Annotated in this window: 21 protein-coding genes and 1 riboswitch; of the genes, 3 read left to right on the top strand and 18 right to left on the bottom strand. The window is 37.7% G+C overall.

The window, feature by feature from the left end; genetic code table 11:
• Positions 1 to 74 precede the first annotated feature (74 nt).
• The 12 genes from era to rpsU all read right to left on the bottom strand — a co-directional run bounded on the left by era (position 75) and on the right by rpsU (position 10,442).
• Entirely contained in the window at positions 75 to 992 is a 918-nt protein-coding gene (gene era / locus OU989_RS14880) for a GTPase Era (protein ID WP_274793795.1), read from the bottom strand.
• Positions 979 to 1,392 carry a cytidine deaminase gene (locus OU989_RS14885; protein ID WP_274793796.1) on the bottom strand — a complete coding sequence of 138 codons (414 nt, stop codon included), beginning with the start codon at positions 1,390 to 1,392 and terminating at the stop codon, positions 979 to 981. The genes era and OU989_RS14885 overlap by 14 nt, the downstream gene beginning before the upstream one ends.
• A gap of 58 nt (positions 1,393 to 1,450) precedes the next feature.
• Positions 1,451 to 1,801 (bottom strand): diacylglycerol kinase family protein, encoded by a 351-nt coding sequence (locus tag OU989_RS14890; RefSeq protein ID WP_274793797.1) that lies wholly within the window; start codon positions 1,799 to 1,801, stop codon positions 1,451 to 1,453.
• Positions 1,802 to 2,275: an rRNA maturation RNase YbeY gene (ybeY, locus tag OU989_RS14895; RefSeq protein WP_274793798.1), complete on the bottom strand. Its 474-nt coding sequence runs from the start codon at positions 2,273 to 2,275 to the stop codon at positions 1,802 to 1,804. It abuts the gene before it with no gap.
• 8 nt (positions 2,276 to 2,283) lie between these two features.
• The gene (locus tag OU989_RS14900; protein WP_274793799.1) at positions 2,284 to 4,404 is read right to left on the bottom strand and encodes an HD family phosphohydrolase; all 2,121 of its coding nucleotides are present in this window, start codon (positions 4,402 to 4,404) and stop codon (positions 2,284 to 2,286) included.
• A gap of 348 nt (positions 4,405 to 4,752) precedes the next feature.
• Entirely contained in the window at positions 4,753 to 5,709 is a 957-nt protein-coding gene (locus OU989_RS14905) for a PhoH family protein (RefSeq protein WP_274793800.1), read from the bottom strand.
• A gap of 2 nt (positions 5,710 to 5,711) precedes the next feature.
• Positions 5,712 to 6,824, bottom strand: a complete 1,113-nt coding sequence (locus OU989_RS14910) for a sporulation protein YqfD (protein WP_274793801.1) — start codon at positions 6,822 to 6,824, stop codon at positions 5,712 to 5,714.
• Complete coding sequence (locus OU989_RS14915; protein ID WP_274793802.1) at positions 6,825 to 7,073, bottom strand: hypothetical protein; 249 nt, start codon at positions 7,071 to 7,073, stop codon at positions 6,825 to 6,827.
• A 54-nt stretch (positions 7,074 to 7,127) separates the two neighbouring features.
• A complete protein-coding gene (locus tag OU989_RS14920; protein ID WP_274793803.1) occupies positions 7,128 to 7,601 on the bottom strand; it encodes a hypothetical protein in 474 nt (157 codons plus the stop codon).
• A gap of 26 nt (positions 7,602 to 7,627) precedes the next feature.
• On the bottom strand, positions 7,628 to 8,632 hold the full coding sequence (gene floA / locus OU989_RS14925; RefSeq protein WP_274793804.1) for a flotillin-like protein FloA: 1,005 nt from the start codon (positions 8,630 to 8,632) through the stop codon (positions 7,628 to 7,630).
• A 3-nt stretch (positions 8,633 to 8,635) separates the two neighbouring features.
• Positions 8,636 to 9,964, bottom strand: coding sequence for an NfeD family protein (locus tag OU989_RS14930; protein ID WP_274793805.1), 1,329 nt, complete (start codon positions 9,962 to 9,964; stop codon positions 8,636 to 8,638).
• 304 nt (positions 9,965 to 10,268) lie between these two features.
• Positions 10,269 to 10,442 (bottom strand): 30S ribosomal protein S21, encoded by a 174-nt coding sequence (rpsU, locus tag OU989_RS14935; protein ID WP_004227078.1) that lies wholly within the window; start codon positions 10,440 to 10,442, stop codon positions 10,269 to 10,271.
• A gap of 253 nt (positions 10,443 to 10,695) precedes the next feature.
• Positions 10,696 to 10,835: riboswitch (cyclic di-AMP (ydaO/yuaA leader) on the top strand.
• A 100-nt stretch (positions 10,836 to 10,935) separates the two neighbouring features.
• Here rpsU and OU989_RS14940 point away from each other — a divergent pair.
• On the top strand, positions 10,936 to 12,273 hold the full coding sequence (locus OU989_RS14940) for a TrkH family potassium uptake protein (protein WP_274793806.1): 1,338 nt from the start codon (positions 10,936 to 10,938) through the stop codon (positions 12,271 to 12,273).
• Between the two features lie 24 nt (positions 12,274 to 12,297).
• Positions 12,298 to 12,954, top strand: coding sequence for a potassium channel family protein (locus OU989_RS14945; RefSeq protein ID WP_274793807.1), 657 nt, complete (start codon positions 12,298 to 12,300; stop codon positions 12,952 to 12,954).
• Between the two features lie 52 nt (positions 12,955 to 13,006).
• On the opposite strand, the gene OU989_RS14950 is transcribed toward OU989_RS14945, so the two are convergent.
• From OU989_RS14950 to deoC, 4 genes are all read right to left on the bottom strand, one after another.
• Positions 13,007 to 13,576 (bottom strand): manganese catalase family protein, encoded by a 570-nt coding sequence (locus OU989_RS14950; RefSeq protein WP_274793808.1) that lies wholly within the window; start codon positions 13,574 to 13,576, stop codon positions 13,007 to 13,009.
• Between the two features lie 24 nt (positions 13,577 to 13,600).
• Complete coding sequence (locus OU989_RS14955; protein WP_016994107.1) at positions 13,601 to 13,864, bottom strand: spore coat protein CotJB; 264 nt, start codon at positions 13,862 to 13,864, stop codon at positions 13,601 to 13,603.
• A complete protein-coding gene (locus OU989_RS14960; RefSeq protein WP_274793809.1) occupies positions 13,861 to 14,085 on the bottom strand; it encodes a spore coat associated protein CotJA in 225 nt (74 codons plus the stop codon). Before OU989_RS14960 ends, OU989_RS14955 begins: the two co-directional genes overlap by 4 nt.
• A gap of 134 nt (positions 14,086 to 14,219) precedes the next feature.
• Positions 14,220 to 14,891 carry a deoxyribose-phosphate aldolase gene (gene deoC, locus OU989_RS14965; RefSeq protein WP_274793810.1) on the bottom strand — a complete coding sequence of 224 codons (672 nt, stop codon included), beginning with the start codon at positions 14,889 to 14,891 and terminating at the stop codon, positions 14,220 to 14,222.
• A gap of 300 nt (positions 14,892 to 15,191) precedes the next feature.
• On the opposite strand from deoC, the gene mtaB reads away from it, so the two are divergent.
• Positions 15,192 to 16,541, top strand: coding sequence for a tRNA (N(6)-L-threonylcarbamoyladenosine(37)-C(2))-methylthiotransferase MtaB (mtaB, locus tag OU989_RS14970; RefSeq protein WP_274793811.1), 1,350 nt, complete (start codon positions 15,192 to 15,194; stop codon positions 16,539 to 16,541).
• Between the two features lie 316 nt (positions 16,542 to 16,857).
• Here mtaB and OU989_RS14975 read toward each other — a convergent pair whose 3' ends face one another.
• Entirely contained in the window at positions 16,858 to 17,625 is a 768-nt protein-coding gene (locus OU989_RS14975) for a CsxC family protein (protein ID WP_274793812.1), read from the bottom strand.
• A gap of 130 nt (positions 17,626 to 17,755) precedes the next feature.
• Positions 17,756 to 19,474 carry a BC_2427 family protein gene (locus OU989_RS14980; protein ID WP_274793813.1) on the bottom strand — a complete coding sequence of 573 codons (1,719 nt, stop codon included), beginning with the start codon at positions 19,472 to 19,474 and terminating at the stop codon, positions 17,756 to 17,758.
• Positions 19,475 to 19,788 lie beyond the last annotated feature (314 nt).

The following is a 19,788-nucleotide window of genomic DNA, read 5'->3' on the forward strand; positions in this document are numbered from 1 at the left end:
TCTAAAAGCTGTCCATGAAAATAGAGCTCTCCAAAATTTTTTGGACAGCTCAACGTAAAAACTATAAAAGCATCTTAATATTCATCATCACGGAAACCGAAATCACGTAAATGCGTTGATTTATTGCGCCAATCTTTTTGTACCTTTACCCATAGCTCTAAATAAACTTTAGAACCTAGCAGCATTTCGATATCCTTACGCGCCCGTGTCCCTACTTCTTTCAATAAGGCACCACGTTTACCAATGACAATGCCTTTTTGAGAATCGCGCTCCACAATGATTGTGGCTGCAACATGAATTTTATCTTCATTTTCTTCATCTCGACGAATTTTATCTATGACAACAGCTATAGAATGCGGAATTTCTTCACGTGTTAAATGTAACACTTTTTCACGAATAAGCTCTGAAATAATAAATCGCTCTGGATGATCTGTTACTTGATCCGCTGGGTAGTATTGTGGCCCTTCTGGTAAATATTTCGATAGTGTTGCTAATAAATTTTCTACGTTATTGCCTTGTAGAGCCGAAATCGGTACAATCTCTGCAAAGTTATAGCGTTCTTTATAACTGTCAATAATCCCTATTAGCTCATCAGGATGAATGGCATCGATTTTATTGATAACTAGGAAGACAGGGGTTGGGTTCCCAGCTAACATTTCTAGAATAAATTCATCGCCTTTACCAAGTTTCTGCTCCGCATTGACCATGAACATAATAACGTCCACTTCACGTAACGTGTTTTTAGAAACCTTGAGCATGAAATCGCCTAGTTTATGTTTTGGTTTGTGGATACCCGGTGTATCAATAAAAATCATCTGGCTATCATTTGTTGTTAGTACGCCTTGTACTTTATTTCGTGTTGTTTGCGGCTTATCACTCATGATCGCAATTTTTTGGCCAATGACACGATTTAAAAATGTCGATTTTCCAACGTTCGGGCGACCAATAATAGAGATAAAGCCTGACTTGTAGCCATTATTAGTTTCCTGCATTCTCTAAATCCTCCGTCGTAAAGGCAAACGGTAGTAATTCGCCCACTGACGTTACCGTAACATCACCTTTTAAATTCGTTAAATAGACAGGCATAGTTGGAGCACAAAACTCCATCATGACCTGACGACATGCTCCACATGGTGCACATGGCCCGTCCGTATCAGCTACAATCGCAATGGCTTCAAATTCGTAAATGCCCTCAGATATTGCCTTAAAAAACGCTGTACGCTCCGCACAATTCGTCATACTATAGCCTGCATTTTCAATATTACAGCCGTGAATAACCTCTCCCTCTTTTGTTAGAAGAGCAGCCCCTACTTTAAATTTTGAGTACGGAACATAAGCTTTTTCACGTGCTTTTTTTGATTCTTCTAGTAATGCTTGCATATCCATTGTCATCTATACTAATTCTCCCTCACATTTATGGTTTATTTACATTAGAAGACACTCATTTCCATTAAAACCATTTTGGTAGAAAGATGAGTAATCCGATTATAGCACTGAATAGCGCAAATACAAGCACTGCACCTGCTGCAATGTCTTTTGCTTGCTTAGCAAGTGGGTGTATCTCTGGGGAAGCTAAATCGACTACCCGTTCGATGGCTGTATTGATCATTTCTAGTGCAAACATTAGTGCTATTAATAGTAGCACAATATACCATTCGATACGAGATAAACCCGTTAAATAACCAGCCAACATAACAATAATTGCACTTACTACATGCGATTTAAAATTCTGTTCTTTACTCGCTGTTAGGATGCCTTCTATTGCATAGCCAAAAGATCGCAAGTATTTGCGCCAATCCATTTAGTCTCGTCCTAAACCGAAAGTCTTTAATATGTCATCTTGCTTTGCAAACATTACTTTTTCATCTTCTGGCTCCATATGGTCATAACCAAGTAAATGTAAAAAACCATGCACTGCTAAAAAGCCTAATTCTCGCTCAAAGGAATGATTGTATTCCTCAGCTTGCTCTTTTGCACGATCGGTTGAAATAATGATATCCCCTAATATTCGTGGCATACCTTCAAACGTTACTTCTATTTCCCCTTCACCCAGCTCCTCTAGTGCAAAGGAAATAACATCTGTTGGCTGATCCTTGCCACGGTATTCACGATTAATATCTTGAATCGCCTGGTTCGTAACAAACGTCACAGAAACCTCTGTTTCTGGCTCAATGTTTTCAATACTCGCAGCATGCTGCAATAGCTTTTCAACAAGCTCCGTATGCTGTACTGATACTTCATTTGTTTCATCTGTAAAATCAATTGTTAAAATCATAGATCCTCCTACTTGTCTGCCTTTGGATATTCAATACGTGAGTGGAAAATCCCATTCAACGTTTCACAAAGAACTCTCTCTATACATTTTAACTCTTTTATTGAAATATCGCATTCATCAAACTGATTATCCTGTACTCGATCATCAATAATTGCTCGTACTAGCTTATGAATTTTTTCAGCATTAGGTTCTTTCATTGAACGAACCGCTGCCTCTACACTATCCGCCACACTAATAATGGCCGCTTCCTTCGTTTGAGGTTTTGGCCCAGGATATCTGAACGTAGCTTCATCAATGGATTTCCCCTGCTCTTTTGCTTTAAATAAGAAAAATTTTAACAAACTTGTTCCATGATGCTGTAAGGCGATATCAATTATTTCTTGAGGCATTTTATAGCGTTTTAACATGTCAGCTCCGTCAGTCGTATGGGCTATAATAATTTCCGCACTTGTTTCAGGTGGTAATGAATCGTGTGGGTTAATACCAGACATCTGGTTTTCAATGAAAAAAGCTGGACGCTTTGTTTTACCAATATCATGATAGTAGCATCCAACACGTGCTAATAATCCATCAGCACCAATTTCTTCACACGCTGCCTCCGCTAAGTTCGCAACCATTACACTATGATGATATGTGCCTGGTGCTTCCATTAGTAATTTTTTTAATAATGGATGATTCGGGTTGGATAGCTCGATTAAACGTAGTGACGATAATAAGCTAAAGGCTGATTCAAAAAATGGTAAAAGTCCCATTGTTAAGGCCCCTGAAAGTAAAGCAGATAACATTGCTGCAATAAAATAAAACATTAATTCTGGTAGGCCATAGGATGATTGTGTCATTAATAAGTAAAAGGCGATAAAAGCCATATTTACAAGTGAAATCACACCAACCGCATGTAAAATATGTGAGCGCTTCTCAACACTACGTAAAAAGAATAGGCTGGCAAATCCGCCGAAAATGATATACAACGTAATTTCCATCTGCATTACCGATGAATAGCCTTCTTGAAAAATAACCCCAGCTGAAGCAGCTGTCATCACTGTAATCAAAACAGCCGCTCGCTCATCCGCTAACAATCTTACTAGCATTGTAGCTAATGCCGTAGGGAATAAAAAGGCAATCGTTACATCAAAGCCGCCAGACACTAAGCTAATAAACTTCATGAGCAGTATAGACAAACTATAAACAATTACTGTTACTAAAAGCGCATTGCGTTTTTTTCGTTCGTCCGCCTCCCAACGCTCAAATAAAATATACATGAACATCATTTGCAGTAAAGTGAGAATAATCAGTCCTGCAATTGGCTTTAAGGAAGCTTTATTACTAATCATCCCCAATAGCTCTAGTTGACGGTACGCCTCATTATCAATAATTTGACCTTCCTGCACAATAATTTGACCTTGTAAAATTCGTGTAGGCTCTACACTTTCCTTTGCCTGTTCTTTTCGAATTTTTGTTTGTTCCTCATTGATTGTTTCATTTTCAATAATACTTGTCCGTCCTATTAACACCACTGTATTGAATATTTTATCTGGATACCCTCGTTGTCCGCGAATCTTTGTCTCAAAATCATTTTGAGCAACAAAGACATTTTCTGGTCGAATGGATTTTTGTAAATATTCCTCTACAAATTTGGATAATTGCGTACTTGTTCTATTTAAGTCTTCTTCACTTTGCACTAATAAAGCTTCTAACTGCGAATCTGTAAAGATTAAAGGCATCTGGTCTTCATCTATGGATTCAAACTTTTTGCGAAGCTGTGTAACTTGGTCGGCAATGGGAATAGGTTCCTTACTACTTGCAACATCCTTTTTTACTTCTAGTACATAGTCAAATAATGATGTTACAATCGCTGCTCTTTGCTTGGCGACATCCTCCGAAAATTGATAGACCGAATCCACCGCATTTGCTGCTTTTTCTCGCTCTTGCTGTGTCTTATAAGTATCTTCAATCGTTTTAGTAGATCGTACGGTTTCAGGCGCAAGCTGTAATGGTTTGAAATCATATGTAACTCCTTTAACATTGCCATACATAAACGCAAATTGTAGGCCACCTGTTAAAATGAGAATAATGATAATAAAGTAGCGAAAACCGATAAACTCTGTAAATTTTCGAAGTTGTTTCTCCATCTGGCACCTCCTCTATCTACCTACTATCATACCAATTCAACATACATTTTTCTCGAAAAATGTAATAAGAAAGCAAAAAACAGCTATACATTTTCGTATAGCTGTCACATTTTTTTCCATATACTGATTGATTTTATGTTTACGACATTCGTCGACAACCCATTTCCCAGTGCACTTTGCTTTCGGGGCAGACTTCTTTAAAACCCGTTGCCCCTGACGCTTCGCTTTCGGGGCAGACTTCTTTAAAACCCGTTGCCCCTGGCGCTTCGCTTTCGGGGCAGACTTCTTTAAAACTCGTTGCCCCTGGCGCTTCGCTTTCGGGGCAGACTTTAGAATTGCTTTGCAATTCTAAAGTTGCTGTTCTTCGTAGGCTTGGATGATTTTGGCTACGATTGGGTGACGTACGACATCGCCTTGTTCTAATACTTGGAAATGTATTGATTTGACATACTTTAATGTACGTTCAGCTACGATTAAACCAGATTCTGTATTTTTAGGTAAGTCAATTTGCGTTTTATCCCCTGTAATGACCATTTTAGAGCCAAACCCTAAACGTGTTAAAAACATTTTCATTTGTTGATGGGTTGTATTTTGTGCTTCATCTAAAATAACAAAGGCATCATCTAATGTACGACCACGCATATAGGCTAGAGGCGCGATTTCAATTGTTCCACGTTCAATTAGTCGTTGCGTCTGTTCTGCTCCGTAAATGTCGTTTAAAGCATCATAGAGAGGTCGTAGATATGGATCTACCTTTTCCTTTAAATCACCAGGCAGAAATCCTAAAGACTCTCCTGCTTCAACAGCAGGGCGAGTTAAAATAATACGCTTCACGTGTCCATTTTTAAGTGCCTGTGTTGCCATGACTACCGCTAAATACGTTTTCCCAGTACCGGCAGGACCAATACCAAAAACAACGTCTTTGTGACGGATTGCTTGTATGTATTCTCGTTGACCAATTGTTTTTGCACGAATCGACTTACCTTTCGTCGTACGGGCTATTTCTTCATCATATAGTTCTGCAAAATATTCGATTGTTCCTTTTTGTGTCATTTCAATAGCTGTTGTGACATCACGTTGATCAATATTAATTCCTTTGCGAATGACCTTCAATAAGGCATGCAGAAGAAATGTTGCCTGTTCCTTAGCATTTTCTTCACCCGCAAGTTGAATTTGTTCACCTCGTGTAATGATATGAACATTCAGTGCTTCTTCAACTAATTTCATATTTGCATCGGAAATACCGAGTAGCATAACCGCTTCATTTGGATTATCCACTTGTAATACAGTTAACTGTTCTGACATAATCATTCTCCTTGTAGGCCTTGTATTGGACTTGCAATGTTTTCATTGACTAAAAATAGAACTTTCCCTTCAACTGTACCATTCCCCCACTTTGCCTGTAAAAGGTTTTCTTTTTTGATAATCGTTTTTTCAGGCAACGAACGTAGCACCTTTTCATGCAATAGAGGGAGAAGTAATGTCTCTATTTTCGATTCATCAAGCTCAACTTGTACAGTTTTCGTCTGCTGTTCCTCTACAATTGAAACATAGGGGTCTAACCAATTCGGTAAATCCTTTTTTTGTACATAATCAACTTTTTCTTGATGTATCCCCTTCACCAATACTCGCCATTGCTTTTGTTGGACAGTTTCCATTGTAATTTTCGTCGGAATTTTAAAGGAGCACTCTAACCAATAATCTGCATAAACCTCTCCCTTCGCACCAACAAAAACCTGATCTGTACCACTTTCTATTACGCCACTTACGAGGACATCCCCCTCATAGGCTGTATCGTTTATTGAAATTTTTCGTTCACCATTCTTAATATTAAAGTGCGTAATGACTCCGCTCTTAGTCGCTACTAAATGAGAGGCTAATTTCTCATTTGTTTGCTCTGTTTGTTTCGGTGACTCCTGTGGTCTAAGTATGACCCTTCCACCATGTTTATCAATATGCACCCATGATAGCTCTCGGTGTTGTTCTAACAGTTTTTGACGTATGGCAGTATTAGAAGGTAACTGTTTTTTAGAGAGTGGTGTTTCTAGTTGAAAAGTATTTTGAAAGGTCTTGCCTAGCCGTTGCTCTAATTCTGGCGTCGCTGCTTCGATATCCACCCGCCAAATGACTTGTGCACATAGGATTGGAATGACAATCATCAAGGCTAAACCAAGCAAAGTCCAAAGCTGTGCACGTAAAACTTGTAGCTCATCTGCATAAAAAACAGCCATTTTTAAGCGAAAGCGTCTACGAACGCGACGAATTTTCGGTAAATAATGCATCGTTGTTTCAAAGGAAACTTCTTGCTCACGAAAGACTACACGTTTTAACGGAATATGTTGAGCATGCAATGCTTGAATAAAAGGATGAACATTTTCATGCCGCTTTATACGTACAATGATTGGCCGATTATTCCACATTTAGCTCACACCCATATTCTTTGTCTTTTTCATATGAATCTCCTGTAGATTATTTACCGTGAGATGAAGCATTTCTTCCTTAAGAGCGTTAATAGTCACTGATTCTGCATTAACAGTGATATGATAATCTGCATAGTCAAACGAGCAAGTCGTCGCATCTGCATGGATAAAACGGTAGGGTCCAATAATTTTTAATGATTCATATTCTAACAATTCAAGTAGCGGCGTTAATTGAAACAATTTTTTCATAAAAAATGCCTCCTTCTTCGGCAATATATGCAGCGAAAAAGGAGGACATGCTAGTTATTTTCGTTTTGCTTTTGGCGGACCTAATATTTCAGCCATCACGATTGCTTGCACGAGCTCATTTTTAGATTGAGGCAAACGAAAAGTTGCTGGTATTTCAACTGCTGTGTGTGCCTCTTTTTTCCCAGCAGCAAGACGTCCCCTATTTTCTCGATTAGAAGAACGACTAGGTACATCCGCTTGAATGACAGGCGGAGCAACATAGCTTGGAACTTCCTTCTTCTTCTGCGCTTCTACTTTAGGCTCTTCGGCTTTCTGATTTTCAGGAATCCATTCGCCTATAAAGTCCCGCGCAAAATCCTCAAAGCTTTGTGCTTTCCCTGTACGATGTGGCGTTTCCTCCGTTACTGGTGGCTCAACCATTGTGTCTTTATTAAAAGGAGGCATCTGTTTCTGAGGCTTTTTATTTTTTGATTTTCCGAAAATAGAGCTGACTATAGCAATTATGGCAAAGAGTATTAATTGTTCCATATGTTTAGTTCCGCTCCTTTCCGTTATTAAACATTCGGTTCATTCGTTTCAGGTTTATCTGTGCTTACTTTTGAAATCGAGTCACGCATTGCAGTATCCGCTTGAATGTTACGATAGTTCATATAATCCATAATCCCCAGATTACCAGAACGTAATGCTTCAGCCATCGCTTGCGGTACTTCCGCCTCCGCTTCTACTACTTTCGCTTTCATCTCTTGAACACGCGCAATCATTTCCTGCTCATTGGCAACAGCCATCGCACGACGTTCCTCAGCTTTTGCTTGCGCAATGTTTTTATCCGCCTGTGCTTGTTCAATTTGTAATTCTGCACCAATGTTTTTACCGATATCTACGTCAGCAATATCAATGGATAAGATTTCAAAGGCTGTCCCTGAATCCAAACCTTTTGATAAAACGGTTTGTGAAATCATATCTGGATTTTCTAAAACTTCAGTATGATGGGTAGCCGAACCGATTGTCGAAACGATCCCTTCACCAACACGGGCAATAACTGTTTCCTCTCCAGCACCACCGACTAAACGCTCGATATTGGCACGTACTGTAATACGAGCTTTAGCTTTAACTTCAATCCCGTTCATTGCTACACCTGAAATAAATGGTGTTTCAATAACTTTTGGATTAACAGACATTTGAACTGCTTCTAATACATCTCGACCAGCTAAATCAATCGCAGCACAACGCTCAAACGAAAGTTCAATATTGGCACGATGAGCCGCAATTAACGCATTAACAACACGGTCTACATTACCACCTGCTAAATAGTGACTCTCAAGTTGATTGATTGTAACAGGTAAACCTGCTTTATGTGCTTTAATTAACGGATTGACAATTCGAGAAGGAATTACTCGACGTAAACGCATCCCAATTAATGTGAAAATACTAACACGAACACCTGCAGCCAGTGCAGAAATCCATAGTGCTACCGGTACAAAGGTAAAGAATACCGCGAGAACTATGAATAAAATAACCAATCCAGCAATTGGACCAATTAGAGCTAAATCAAATCCCATTTTCTATTCCTCCATCTCTTTATCTGTTCGTCTCACAACAATACGTGAGCCTTCTACTTTAATAATTTCTACATGTTGATTTACATCGATATAGCCACCTTCAGAAACAATATCAATGCGTTCATTACCAAGAACCATAGTACCTGCTGGACGAAGTGGCGTAAGCGTTTTCCCCACTTTACCTAGCAGTTCTGTGCGATTCACATTGGACACATACCCTTCCTCAGTCGTAGTTGCATCCATTAACACAAGCTTGTTTAAGACATGCAGTTTTTTCCCGAAAAATTTCATCAGAATCACCATTCCTATCATCGCTATCACCAACGCAATGAGAATTGCTATTATCATTTGCATCATATTTGCACCTGCCAGTATCAGACTTAGCACTATTAATACGCCACCTAAAATACCAACAATACCACCGGGGACAAAAAACTCTGCAACTACAAGCGCTAAACCAACAATAAATAACAATAATGTTTCATAACCCGCAAAGCCTGCAACCATATGTCCGAAGAAAAATAAACCAAGTGCTGATAACCCCATTATACCTGGAACGCCAAAGCCTGGCGAATAGAGCTCCATCACAAGTCCTAAACTTGCGATTGATAATAAAATCGGGACAATGATTGGATTTGTAATAAAACGAGCCAATTTTTCAGAAAAGGTCGGTTCGATTGAAACAACATCGCTACCATTCAGGTTGGTTACCTCTAATAGCTTTTGAAAATTTTTAACTGTTCCTTCAGAGTACTTGACCTTTAATGCTTCAGAGGCTGATAAAGTTAACAAGTTTTTCCCTTCCGCACGATATTCAGGCAGGTCATAATTAGAATCAGCCATTGCTAAAGCGTACTTTGGATCACGCCCAGATGTTTCTGCTGCTGCTTGCATTTGAGCAAGCCAGGCACTATTTGCCTTTAAATCTGCTGCATTCCCAGCTGAATCAATGACCGCTGCTGCACCGATTGTTCCATTTGGTACCATGTAGATTTCATCCGCATGTAATGCTAAAAAAGCACCTGCTGAATGGGCATCCTTATTAATAAAAGCAATCTTACGTATATCCGAGGCATCCATAAGCATGGCGATATCACTTGCTGCATTTACAAAGCCACCAGGCGTATGTATATCTAAGATAATGGCCTCGGCATTATTTTCTTCAGCCTCTTTAAAAGCTCGTTCTAAAAATGCGTGAAGTCCTCGCTCTACTTCATTATGAATAGGAACCTGGTAGACCTTACTGCTTGCAAAAGCCGAAGTTAATGGAAACGCTAACAAAAAAGTCATCCATATTACTAATAGATAGCTGAGGATTCTCCGTTTTCGCACCTTTTTCCCTCCCTTCTAACATGCTTCTCCTCTTATATACGGTCTATCATGCGAAAAGTTTCACAAATCTTAAAAGTTTATTAACTTCTTTAATTCTATTCCAAATACCAACACTTAGTATGTACAAAAAAGCCGAATGAATCAACTTGATTTCATTCGGCTTTTTCTTATGTACGTAAGAATGAGCAATGTAAAATACCTGAAATTAATCAACATTGTGATTAATCTCAGGTATAACTTTGTCTGCTCAGTGAATCATACAATTGCGTGTTATGAACGTAGGGATTTTTAATGGGAAATTAAATTACCACTTACGTTTACGTGCAGCTTCTGATTTCTTTTTACGTTTTACGCTAGGTTTTTCGTAGAACTCGCGCTTTCTAACTTCTTGAATTGTACCACTTTTTGATACAGTACGTTTGAAGCGGCGAAGAGCATCTTCAAGCGATTCGTTTTTGCGAACGACAGTTTTTGACATCTCTCTTTCCCTCCCTCCGAACACACGTCAATACACAATTAGGCAAATAACCTTCTGTTGTGTACTAAAAAATTATATCGTATTGTCTAATAATGGTCAATAGAAAGTGTGCGAAAATATCAAGTGAATTTTTGGTTTTATTTTTGCTCGAATTATTAATGAATATTTCGCTCACAATATAAAATAATTACATTTTCCTATTAATTAAGGGGTTTACAAAAAATAGAATATGGGCGTAGAATAATCACATTCAATTTCATATCGGCCAAATCTCAAACGTTGAGAACGGAGGACCCAATCTTTTGGGGTTAATTCTGCTATTGCAGAAGGGATGAGAATCTCTTTCGCCATCCTACCCGTCAGCTAACTTCGTCGGCTAAAGCGAAGGAGGTCATACAAGACCACCATTAAAAGCATGTTTTTCTATGCCTGTGCATGCTTTTTTAGTAGGTCTTTTTATTATGCCGTTTAATAAAAGATTAAGGAGAACACGATGAACAATTTTAAAAATACATTAAATCCTCCCAAAATTCTCGTACTTGGTTTTGCATTGATTATTGTGATAGGGACGTTTCTTTTAACGCTGCCTTTCTCCACTGAGGATGGGAACGGACTACCCTTTTTAGATGCATTATTCACCGCTACCTCTGCAACTTGTGTCACAGGGTTGATTGTTGTGGATACAGGAGATACATTTTCCATTTTTGGAGAATTGGTGATATTATCATTAATCCAAATCGGTGGCCTAGGATTTATGACATTTGCAACTTTATTATTTTTAATACTTGGAAAGAAAATTTCTTTAAAAGAAAGATTGTTGCTAAAAGAAGCATTCAATAATATTTCGATTGCTGGTCTTGTTAAATTAGTAAAAAGAATATTGCTCTTTACAGCGTTAATTGAAATAATCGGCGGCCTTATTTTAACTATTCGTTTTTCATTTGACATGCCGATAGGAAAAGCTTTTTATTTTGGATTTTTTCATGCCATTTCTAATTTCAACAACGCAGGATTTGATTTAATGGGTGGTTTTAACGGAATGACATCCTACGTAGATGACCCATTTGTTGTTTTGACAATTTGTGCGCTAATTACAATTGGTGGCTTAGGATTTATTGTCATGAATGAATTGTATGAATATCGAAAGACAAAAAGGCTCTCCGTCCATACAAAAATTGTCTTAGCGACTACACTTCTATTGACTGCTAGCGCAACCATTTTGATTTTTTTATTTGAATATAGCAATTCAAAAACAATCGGTCCATTATCTGAGTGGGGCAAAATATTAGGTTCTTTTTATCAAGCTGTAACACCAAGAACAGCTGGGTCCAATACTCTTGCAATTGGTGACTTAACCCATTCCACATTATTTTTAATCATTCTCTTAATGTTTATAGGAGCTGGGTCTGGTTCCACTGCTGGTGGTATTAAGATTACAACCTTCGCTGTATTAGTAGCTACCATGTGGTCACAAATCAGAGGGAAAGAAGATGTTGTTTTATTTAAACGTCGAATTGTCAACGAAACCATTTTAAAAGCGTTAACTGTCACAATGTGTGGCGCCATGATTGTTATAGTTGTGACAATTCTTCTTAGTATTATTGAACAACGGCATAGCTTCATGATGTATTTATTTGAGGCTACCTCTGCCTTTGCTACTGTTGGTCTTTCGATGGGACTAACGCCAGAACTAACACCAGGTGGTCGTGTTCTTATTATTTTGACAATGTTCGCTGGAAGACTTGGTCCATTAACTATAGCTTTCGCCATTACAAAACGACGAAAAAAAGAGGCTTTTCGACATCCAAAAGGAAATATTATGATTGGATAATCAAATTAGAGGAGTGTGTGATCTATGGCAATCAAACAATATGCCGTAATAGGCTTAGGAAGATTCGGAACAAGTGTCGCCCGACGATTACATGAAGCGGGACAAGAAATATTAGGAATTGATGTAAATGAAGAAAGAGTTGAGGATGCAGAACCTTATGTAACCCATGCAGTAGTAGCTGATACAACAGAAGAAAAAGCTTTAACATCCCTTGGTATAGGAAACTTCGATTGTGTCATTGTGGCAATCGGTAACGATATGCAGTCTAGTATTTTAACTGTGTCCTTATTAAAAGAGCTAGGAATCAAAAAGGTTATTGCAAAGGCACTTGGTAAAAGACATGGGCAAGTCTTAGATAAAGTTGGTGCTGATTGGATTATTTATCCTGAACGAGATATGGGAGAGCGCGTGGCAAATCAGCTACTATCCCCCAATATGCTGAATTATATCGAACTATCCAAGGAATACAGTATTGAAGAAATTATGATTCCCTCCAAAATGGCTGGGCATAATTTACGGGATTTAGATTTACGTGCAAAATATAACGTCAGTGTGATTGCGATTGTGCGTGAAGGTGAAATTATTATTTCTCCTTCTCCAGAGCAAATTATTGAAAAGGAAGATTTATTGGTGATGATCGGTCATCGAGAAGATCTTACTTTATTTTCCAACATTCAATAGCAAAGAAAAGGCTGTTTCAAGTTCACTTGAATACAGCCATCCATTTTTTGTCTTAGAAAATTTTCTTCTGATTTCTGTCATCTTTTAAAATTTCTACTGCCTCTCTAAAACGCTGGGAATGGACAACCTCACGTTCACGTAAAAACTTCAAGCTATCATTTAAATCCGTATCATCTGATAAATCGATAATCCATTGATATGTGGCACGCGCTTTTTCTTCAGCCGCAATATCCTCATACAAATCCGCAATAGGATCTCCCTTAGCCTGAATATAGGTTGCTGTAAATGGTACTCCTGAAGCATTCTGATAAAATAATGCTTTATCATGATTCACGTAATGATCCCCTAGACCCGCTTCCTTTAGCATTTCTGGCGTAGCGTCTTTTGTTAGCTTATAAATCATCGTAGCAATCATTTCTAAATGAGAAAATTCCTCAGTCGCTATATCGGTTAAGAGCCCTACCACTTTGTCTGGAATGGTATAGCGCTGGTTCATATAGCGAAGGGCCGCTGCCAGTTCCCCATCTGCTCCTCCATATTGCTCTATTAAAAACTTAGCAAGCATTGGATTACATGTACTAACTTTCACCGGATACTGGAGCTTTTTTTCGTAATACCACAAAGATTATTCCTCCTAGTCTTTAGATTAGACTTGCCATGGCCATGGTGTATCAATCCAGTTAAAAGGATAATTCGAATAACTTCTCCCAAAATTCATGAGCGGTCCATATTTTTGTTCAAAATCAATTTTGAGCTTCATACTTTTCTCTGTATTTTCATTAAATTGCTGAATGGCATCATAATCGTGTGGATGGGTGTCTAAATAGAGGTTTAATTCAACGATGACGAAATCAATTGCCTGAATTTCTTCTAATTGTTTATAAAATTCTGGTGGCATCTTTTTAGTCATGCTTCATCCCTCCTTTTTAGGGGAATTGGGTATGGGCTAAATAATTGGGGCCATAGTGTTCCAGCCATTAAAGCTTCCCTTGGGGTTTGGAATTGTGGTAGTCCGGGTGGTTGAAAACCCATATATAGTTGTGGTGGCGTTGAATAATACTTTACTTCTATGGGCTTACAGGGATCAAAGGGGCTAATATAAGGCTTCCAATACTTATACTGTGTAAACATGGCATCCTCCTTCCTGATTCACATTCATCAGTGGAGTATATGTGAAGAAAAAAATATTATTCTAATTGCACACAAAGAAGCCACAAGCTCCTACAATAAATTGTATTAGCTTGTGGCCAATCGATATACGAATTTTAATAGTTAGAATCAGCAATTAAACCGTTCATAATGGCCACACCAGAGCTTGCCCCAATACGCGTAGCACCAGCTTCCACCATTTTTTTCATGTCTTCTAAGCTACGAACACCACCTGAAGCTTTAACGCCCAGTTCAGGACCTACTGTTTTACGCATAAGCGCAATATCTTCTGCTGTTGCGCCACCAGTAGAGAAACCTGTAGATGTTTTCACATAGTCAGCACCCGCAGCTACCGCTAGTTCACATGCTTTCACTTTTTCTTCATCTGTTAATAAACAAGTTTCAATAATCACTTTTACAAGTGCATGACCTTTTGCTGCTTCCACTACTGCCGCAATATCAGCTTGTACCAGTTCGTAGTTCTTATCCTTTAATGCGCCGATATTAATAACCATATCTACTTCTTTTGCACCGTTTGCAATTGCATCTTTTACTTCAAATGCTTTAACAGCTGGTGTATTAGCACCTAATGGGAAACCAATAACGGTACAAACTAAAACGTCTGAACCTTGTAATAGCTCGCTGCTGTGTTTAACCCACGTTGGATTTACACAAACAGAAGCAAAATTAAATTGTTTAGCCTCTGCACATAATGTTTCAATTTGTTCTTTTGTTGCCTCAGCCTTTAATAATGTATGATCAATCATACGCGCAAAATTTTGTTCCATTGTTAAACGCTCCTTCACTAAGCAAGATGTACGTACCTCTTCGAATCATATCATTTTTTCACGTTGGCGTCTAATTTCTTTCTATATAATAAAAGCTGAAATGTAAACTTTTAAGAACACAGAAGTTATCAGAAGACTATATTGAAGCAAATCACTTAATTATTTCACAAAAAAATCTTATATGTACTGATTTCATAAGGTTTATGTTATCATAAATCACGTATCTAAAATATGTACACCAAAAAACTATTTAAATGTTGCAAACACAAGGTAATGTGAATTGAAAGGATGATATATATTATGAGTAACGAGCGATCAAAAATCGTGAGTTTCCATACTCTAGGTTGTAAAGTAAATCATTACGAAACAGAGGCAATTTGGCAGCTGTTTAAAGAAGAAGGCTATGATCGTACAGAATTTGATCAACAGGCAGACGTTTACGTCATTAATACATGTACAGTTACGAATACTGGAGATAAAAAATCTCGTCAGGTTATTCGTCGAGCAATCCGCCAAAATCCGGATGCAGTTATTTGTGTAACAGGATGCTATGCTCAAACATCCCCTGCAGAAATTATGGCTATCCCTGGTGTCGATATCGTTGTCGGAACACAAGATCGTACGAAATTACTTGGTTATATTGAACAATATCGTGCGGAACGTCAACCGATTAATGCTGTACGTAATATTATGAAAAACCGTGTATACGAAGAATTGGATGTACCTACATTTACAGACCGTACACGTGCTTCATTAAAAATCCAAGAAGGCTGTAACAATTTCTGTACATTTTGTATTATTCCTTGGGCGCGCGGCTTAATGCGTTCTCGTGACCCACAAGAAGTATTACATCAAGCACAGCAATTAGTTGACGCTGGTTATCTTGAAATTGTCTTAACCGGTATTCATACAGGTGGCTATGGACAAGATTTAAAAGATTATAATCTTGCTCAATTACTACGTGATTTAGAAGCTAATGTGAAAGGCTTAAAGCGTCTTCGTATTTCATCTATTGAGGCTAGTCAATTAACGGATGAAGTAATTGAAGTACTACGTGAATCAAAGATTGTCGTGAATCATTTACATATTCCGATTCAATCTGGTTCTGATACAGTATTAAAACGTATGCGTCGTAAATATACAATGGAATTCTTTGGTGAGCGCTTAACAAAATTACATGAGGCTCTACCTGATTTAGCTGTTACTTCCGATGTAATCGTTGGGTTCCCTGGCGAGACAGAAGAAGAGTTTATGGACACATATAACTTTATCCGTGATCATAAATTCTCTGAGCTACACGTTTTCCCATTCTCTCCTCGTACAGGAACTCCAGCTGCACGTATGGAAGATCAAATTGATGAAGACATTAAAAATGAACGTGTCCATCGACTCATCGCTTTAAACGATCAACTAGCAAAAGAGTATGCTTCTCGTTTTGAAGATCAAGTGCTAGAAGTTATTCCTGAAGAATTTGTGCATGATGGCAGTAAAGAAGAAGGCCTTCTAACAGGCTATACAGACAACTACTTAAAAGTAGTTTTTGAGGGTCCAGAAAATCTAATCGGACAACTTGTAAAAGTAAAAATTACACAAGCAGGCTACCCTCACTCAAAAGGACAATTTGTACGTGTTTTAGAAACAGTTAATTAATATTGAAAAAAAGGGGTTGCCAATTTTTATAGGCACCCTTTTTTCATTGAATGGATATCATTCTATTGCTATTCATTCAAATATCATTAAGGACAAATCATATTGTACATTAATTGCTTCGAAAGATTACCAAAAGTAAACATCGATTCATATATCCTCAAATTCAATTTTATACTCTATTATTAGTCCAACTAAATACACTTTTATTGATCTATCCTACAATCAGAAAATTAGTAGTACAAACAAATATCTGTTTGTACTACTAGCTTTGTTAGTATATTATAAGTCGTTCTGCTTTCCTCTAATCTAGCAATGATCAAGGACTAGGAGGAGGTGTAAGTCCTAAGAGAACTGGCGTTATTACACTGCTGCCAGCACCAAGACGAATTTGCTGAACTTGCAATACTTTTACAGTAAGTTCTAAGACAATTTTTTCACGTAATGTGCTGAATGTTCCTTCAGGAGCTGCCATAATTGGTGAAAAATCAAGTTCGAAGAAGTTTGCTGCTACTAACTCACCAAATGGTTGTTCATTGTATTTAACGAGATTTTGGAAGAATGCCTTATCTAATCGTGCATCCATTTGCGTTCTTTCATTAAGGAAGTTCGCTTCCGCAAACTCGGAAATGCCTAGGATTGGTGTAGCTCCACCAGGTGCTTGTGGGAAAATAAGGTCTGTAAAACCTGAAAACGGTACGTCTGCAATTCTGTCTCGAAGTGCTCCATTACATGCTGATGAAGCATATTCAATATTTTTCCGAATATGTCCTGCTACAAATAATTTAGCTCTTGTTACTCTAAAGAAATCAGTGCCAGCAATACGAGCAAAGCTAACTGGTACTAGTTTTACTTGATTTAAGAAGACATTCTTTTTCACTCGTTTGATTTCTGTTGCAGCAGGGCTAAGTGTAATATCCGACTCGACAACAATTTGCAATGTTGGTTCTGCCAGTACAACCGGAACTTTAATAGTTGGTGTTGTAACTGGTGTAGTGACTACGGGTGTAATCTCATTCGTTAATGGAATTTGTTCAGTTGATGTTACAGGACAAGGTTGAAATTGACTTTCTAATTGATCGCTCAAAAAATTTCCCTCATTTCATTTTTTTAGTATTAGAGAGCTCTCCTATCGCTAGAATATGTGGCAATTAAATCTATACATAGACGTATATATTAGTTTTTCATTCATTTTATTTGAGTTGAGCGATAAATTTCTATAATCCTCCAAAACCTTCCCCGTCAAATAAGACTTTAATTTTTTGGACTTGTAGCATATGGATAACTAATTCTAATACTATATTTTGACACAATTGATTGGGATGAATGTCTGTCTCAATGGGCTTATTAGACACTGTATACTCAATATTGTGCTGTATATAACCTTCTATAAATAAATTCCCCTTTAATACCGTACATGTTCCATTATCTGATGTCTGAGATTTATAAATAGGTACAAATCTATAATCGGACAGTAGCACCTCATTTGTGATCTCTTTAACTTCTTTAATACCTTCATCAAAAGCTATATATTCCTCCATACATATTTCTATTTTGTATTCCCCTAGCACAACAGGAACTCGTATATGTATAAAAGAATCAGAGGAATAAGAGTTAGTTTCTCCTTTGTGAATTGTTTGCGAGTTATGTAAGGGAACTACTCCTGATTTACACGGATGACGATACTTATTTTTTTTATCATTTTTATCAGTCCTTATTAAAGAAATCATTTGATTAATGTTGGAGCGAACCAAACGATAATTAGGTTGTTCAGGGTAATCCCTAATCGTGTGGAATAACTTAGTTTCAAGTTGAGGTGTTAGATCGTCTTGTAAATCAAGAAATTCAAATGTAAACTGTTGAACATTTTCACCATAAATAGGAGCATGAAGAAAATCGGTAATTTCTACAAAGGTGGAAAAGGGACTTTTTTTGGTTGTGGTGTATACTTCCCCTTGTTTAGAGGTTGGACTCGCCTTATCAAGATCTGGTGGATTGTTTGACTTTAATTTTTCTATGTCATCTATATGTATATTATGTTCAACCTCAGGAAGAGCTTTATTGGGGAATTTTAGATTACTGTCTGCTTGAGTTGTTAAACCTTGTTCTTCAGACACGTTCTCATTACTATTTGGTAGATAGTCATTTTCTTCCGTATCATTTGATTCTGTAGGACTTGCTAGTTCTTGATTGGAGGCTATCTGATCTTTAATTAAATCCTCGACATGGTCCGCATCGATATGTTGAAATTGTTCGTTGTTCTCCTCTACTATCGGTTCGATAGGTATGTGAAGCCCTTCATTGGAGGTGAGTTGCTCTGATATGGTTGGTTCCTCCGGTAGACACTTCTCGATATGTGAGGGGTGGTCGTATTCTTCCTCAGAATTGGTTTCTGTAAATAGAGGTTGTTCTTCATGGATGATTAGTTGCTCGGTTATTGTCAGTTCCTCCGGGAGACTTCCATCGTTCGCTTGGAGATGGTCGTCTATATATATGAATTGCTCTTCATGGTTAGCTAATTGTTCCGTTAAGATCACTTCTGTGTGGCTCTCACTGATAGCTAGGGGATGGTCTTTTTCTTGCGCAACATTTGTTTCTTTATCTATTGGTAGCTCTTCATTAGATGCTAATTGTTCAGCTAAGCTAGCATCCTCCCTGAAGTGCTCAAAATTTGGATGATGTTCGTGTTCTTCCTCAATAATCGTATCAGTAAGTATGGGTAGCTCTTCATTAGAGATTACATGGTCTGTTAAAGTGGATTCCTCTGCAAGTATTGATATATCCCCTATTTCATCAAATGCATTAGTATCTCCGTTATAAGTAGGTTCTAATGGTGATTCGTGATCTATTTTAGTCTGATACGTCCACTCACTATATTTATTTTGTTTAGAGGATATTTCCTTCATCTCTCTAAAGTTAATCCATGGAGTTGCCATTCGTTCACTCCCAAATAATGATTTGACAAAAAAAGCACAACAATAAACAAACTTTTTTTGTTATCAGTTGCGATGATATTAATTCCTTTAAAACATGTTATATGATCGGAAACTTACAATACTAATTACAATTCATATTATGCATTATTTCTACTTTTGTCACAGTCCCCTCCATGAGATATGATTGTACATGTTCTTTTATATTGCAAAAAAGACAGTTAAAAGTTCAAGTAAAGTGAACTTTCAACTGCCTGACAACATATTTGATTTTATATTAGCTTTATTGTTACCATATCTGCTCCACTACATAAAAA

Source organism: Lysinibacillus irui (assembly GCF_028877475.1).
GTDB lineage: Bacteria > Bacillota > Bacilli > Bacillales_A > Planococcaceae > Lysinibacillus > Lysinibacillus irui.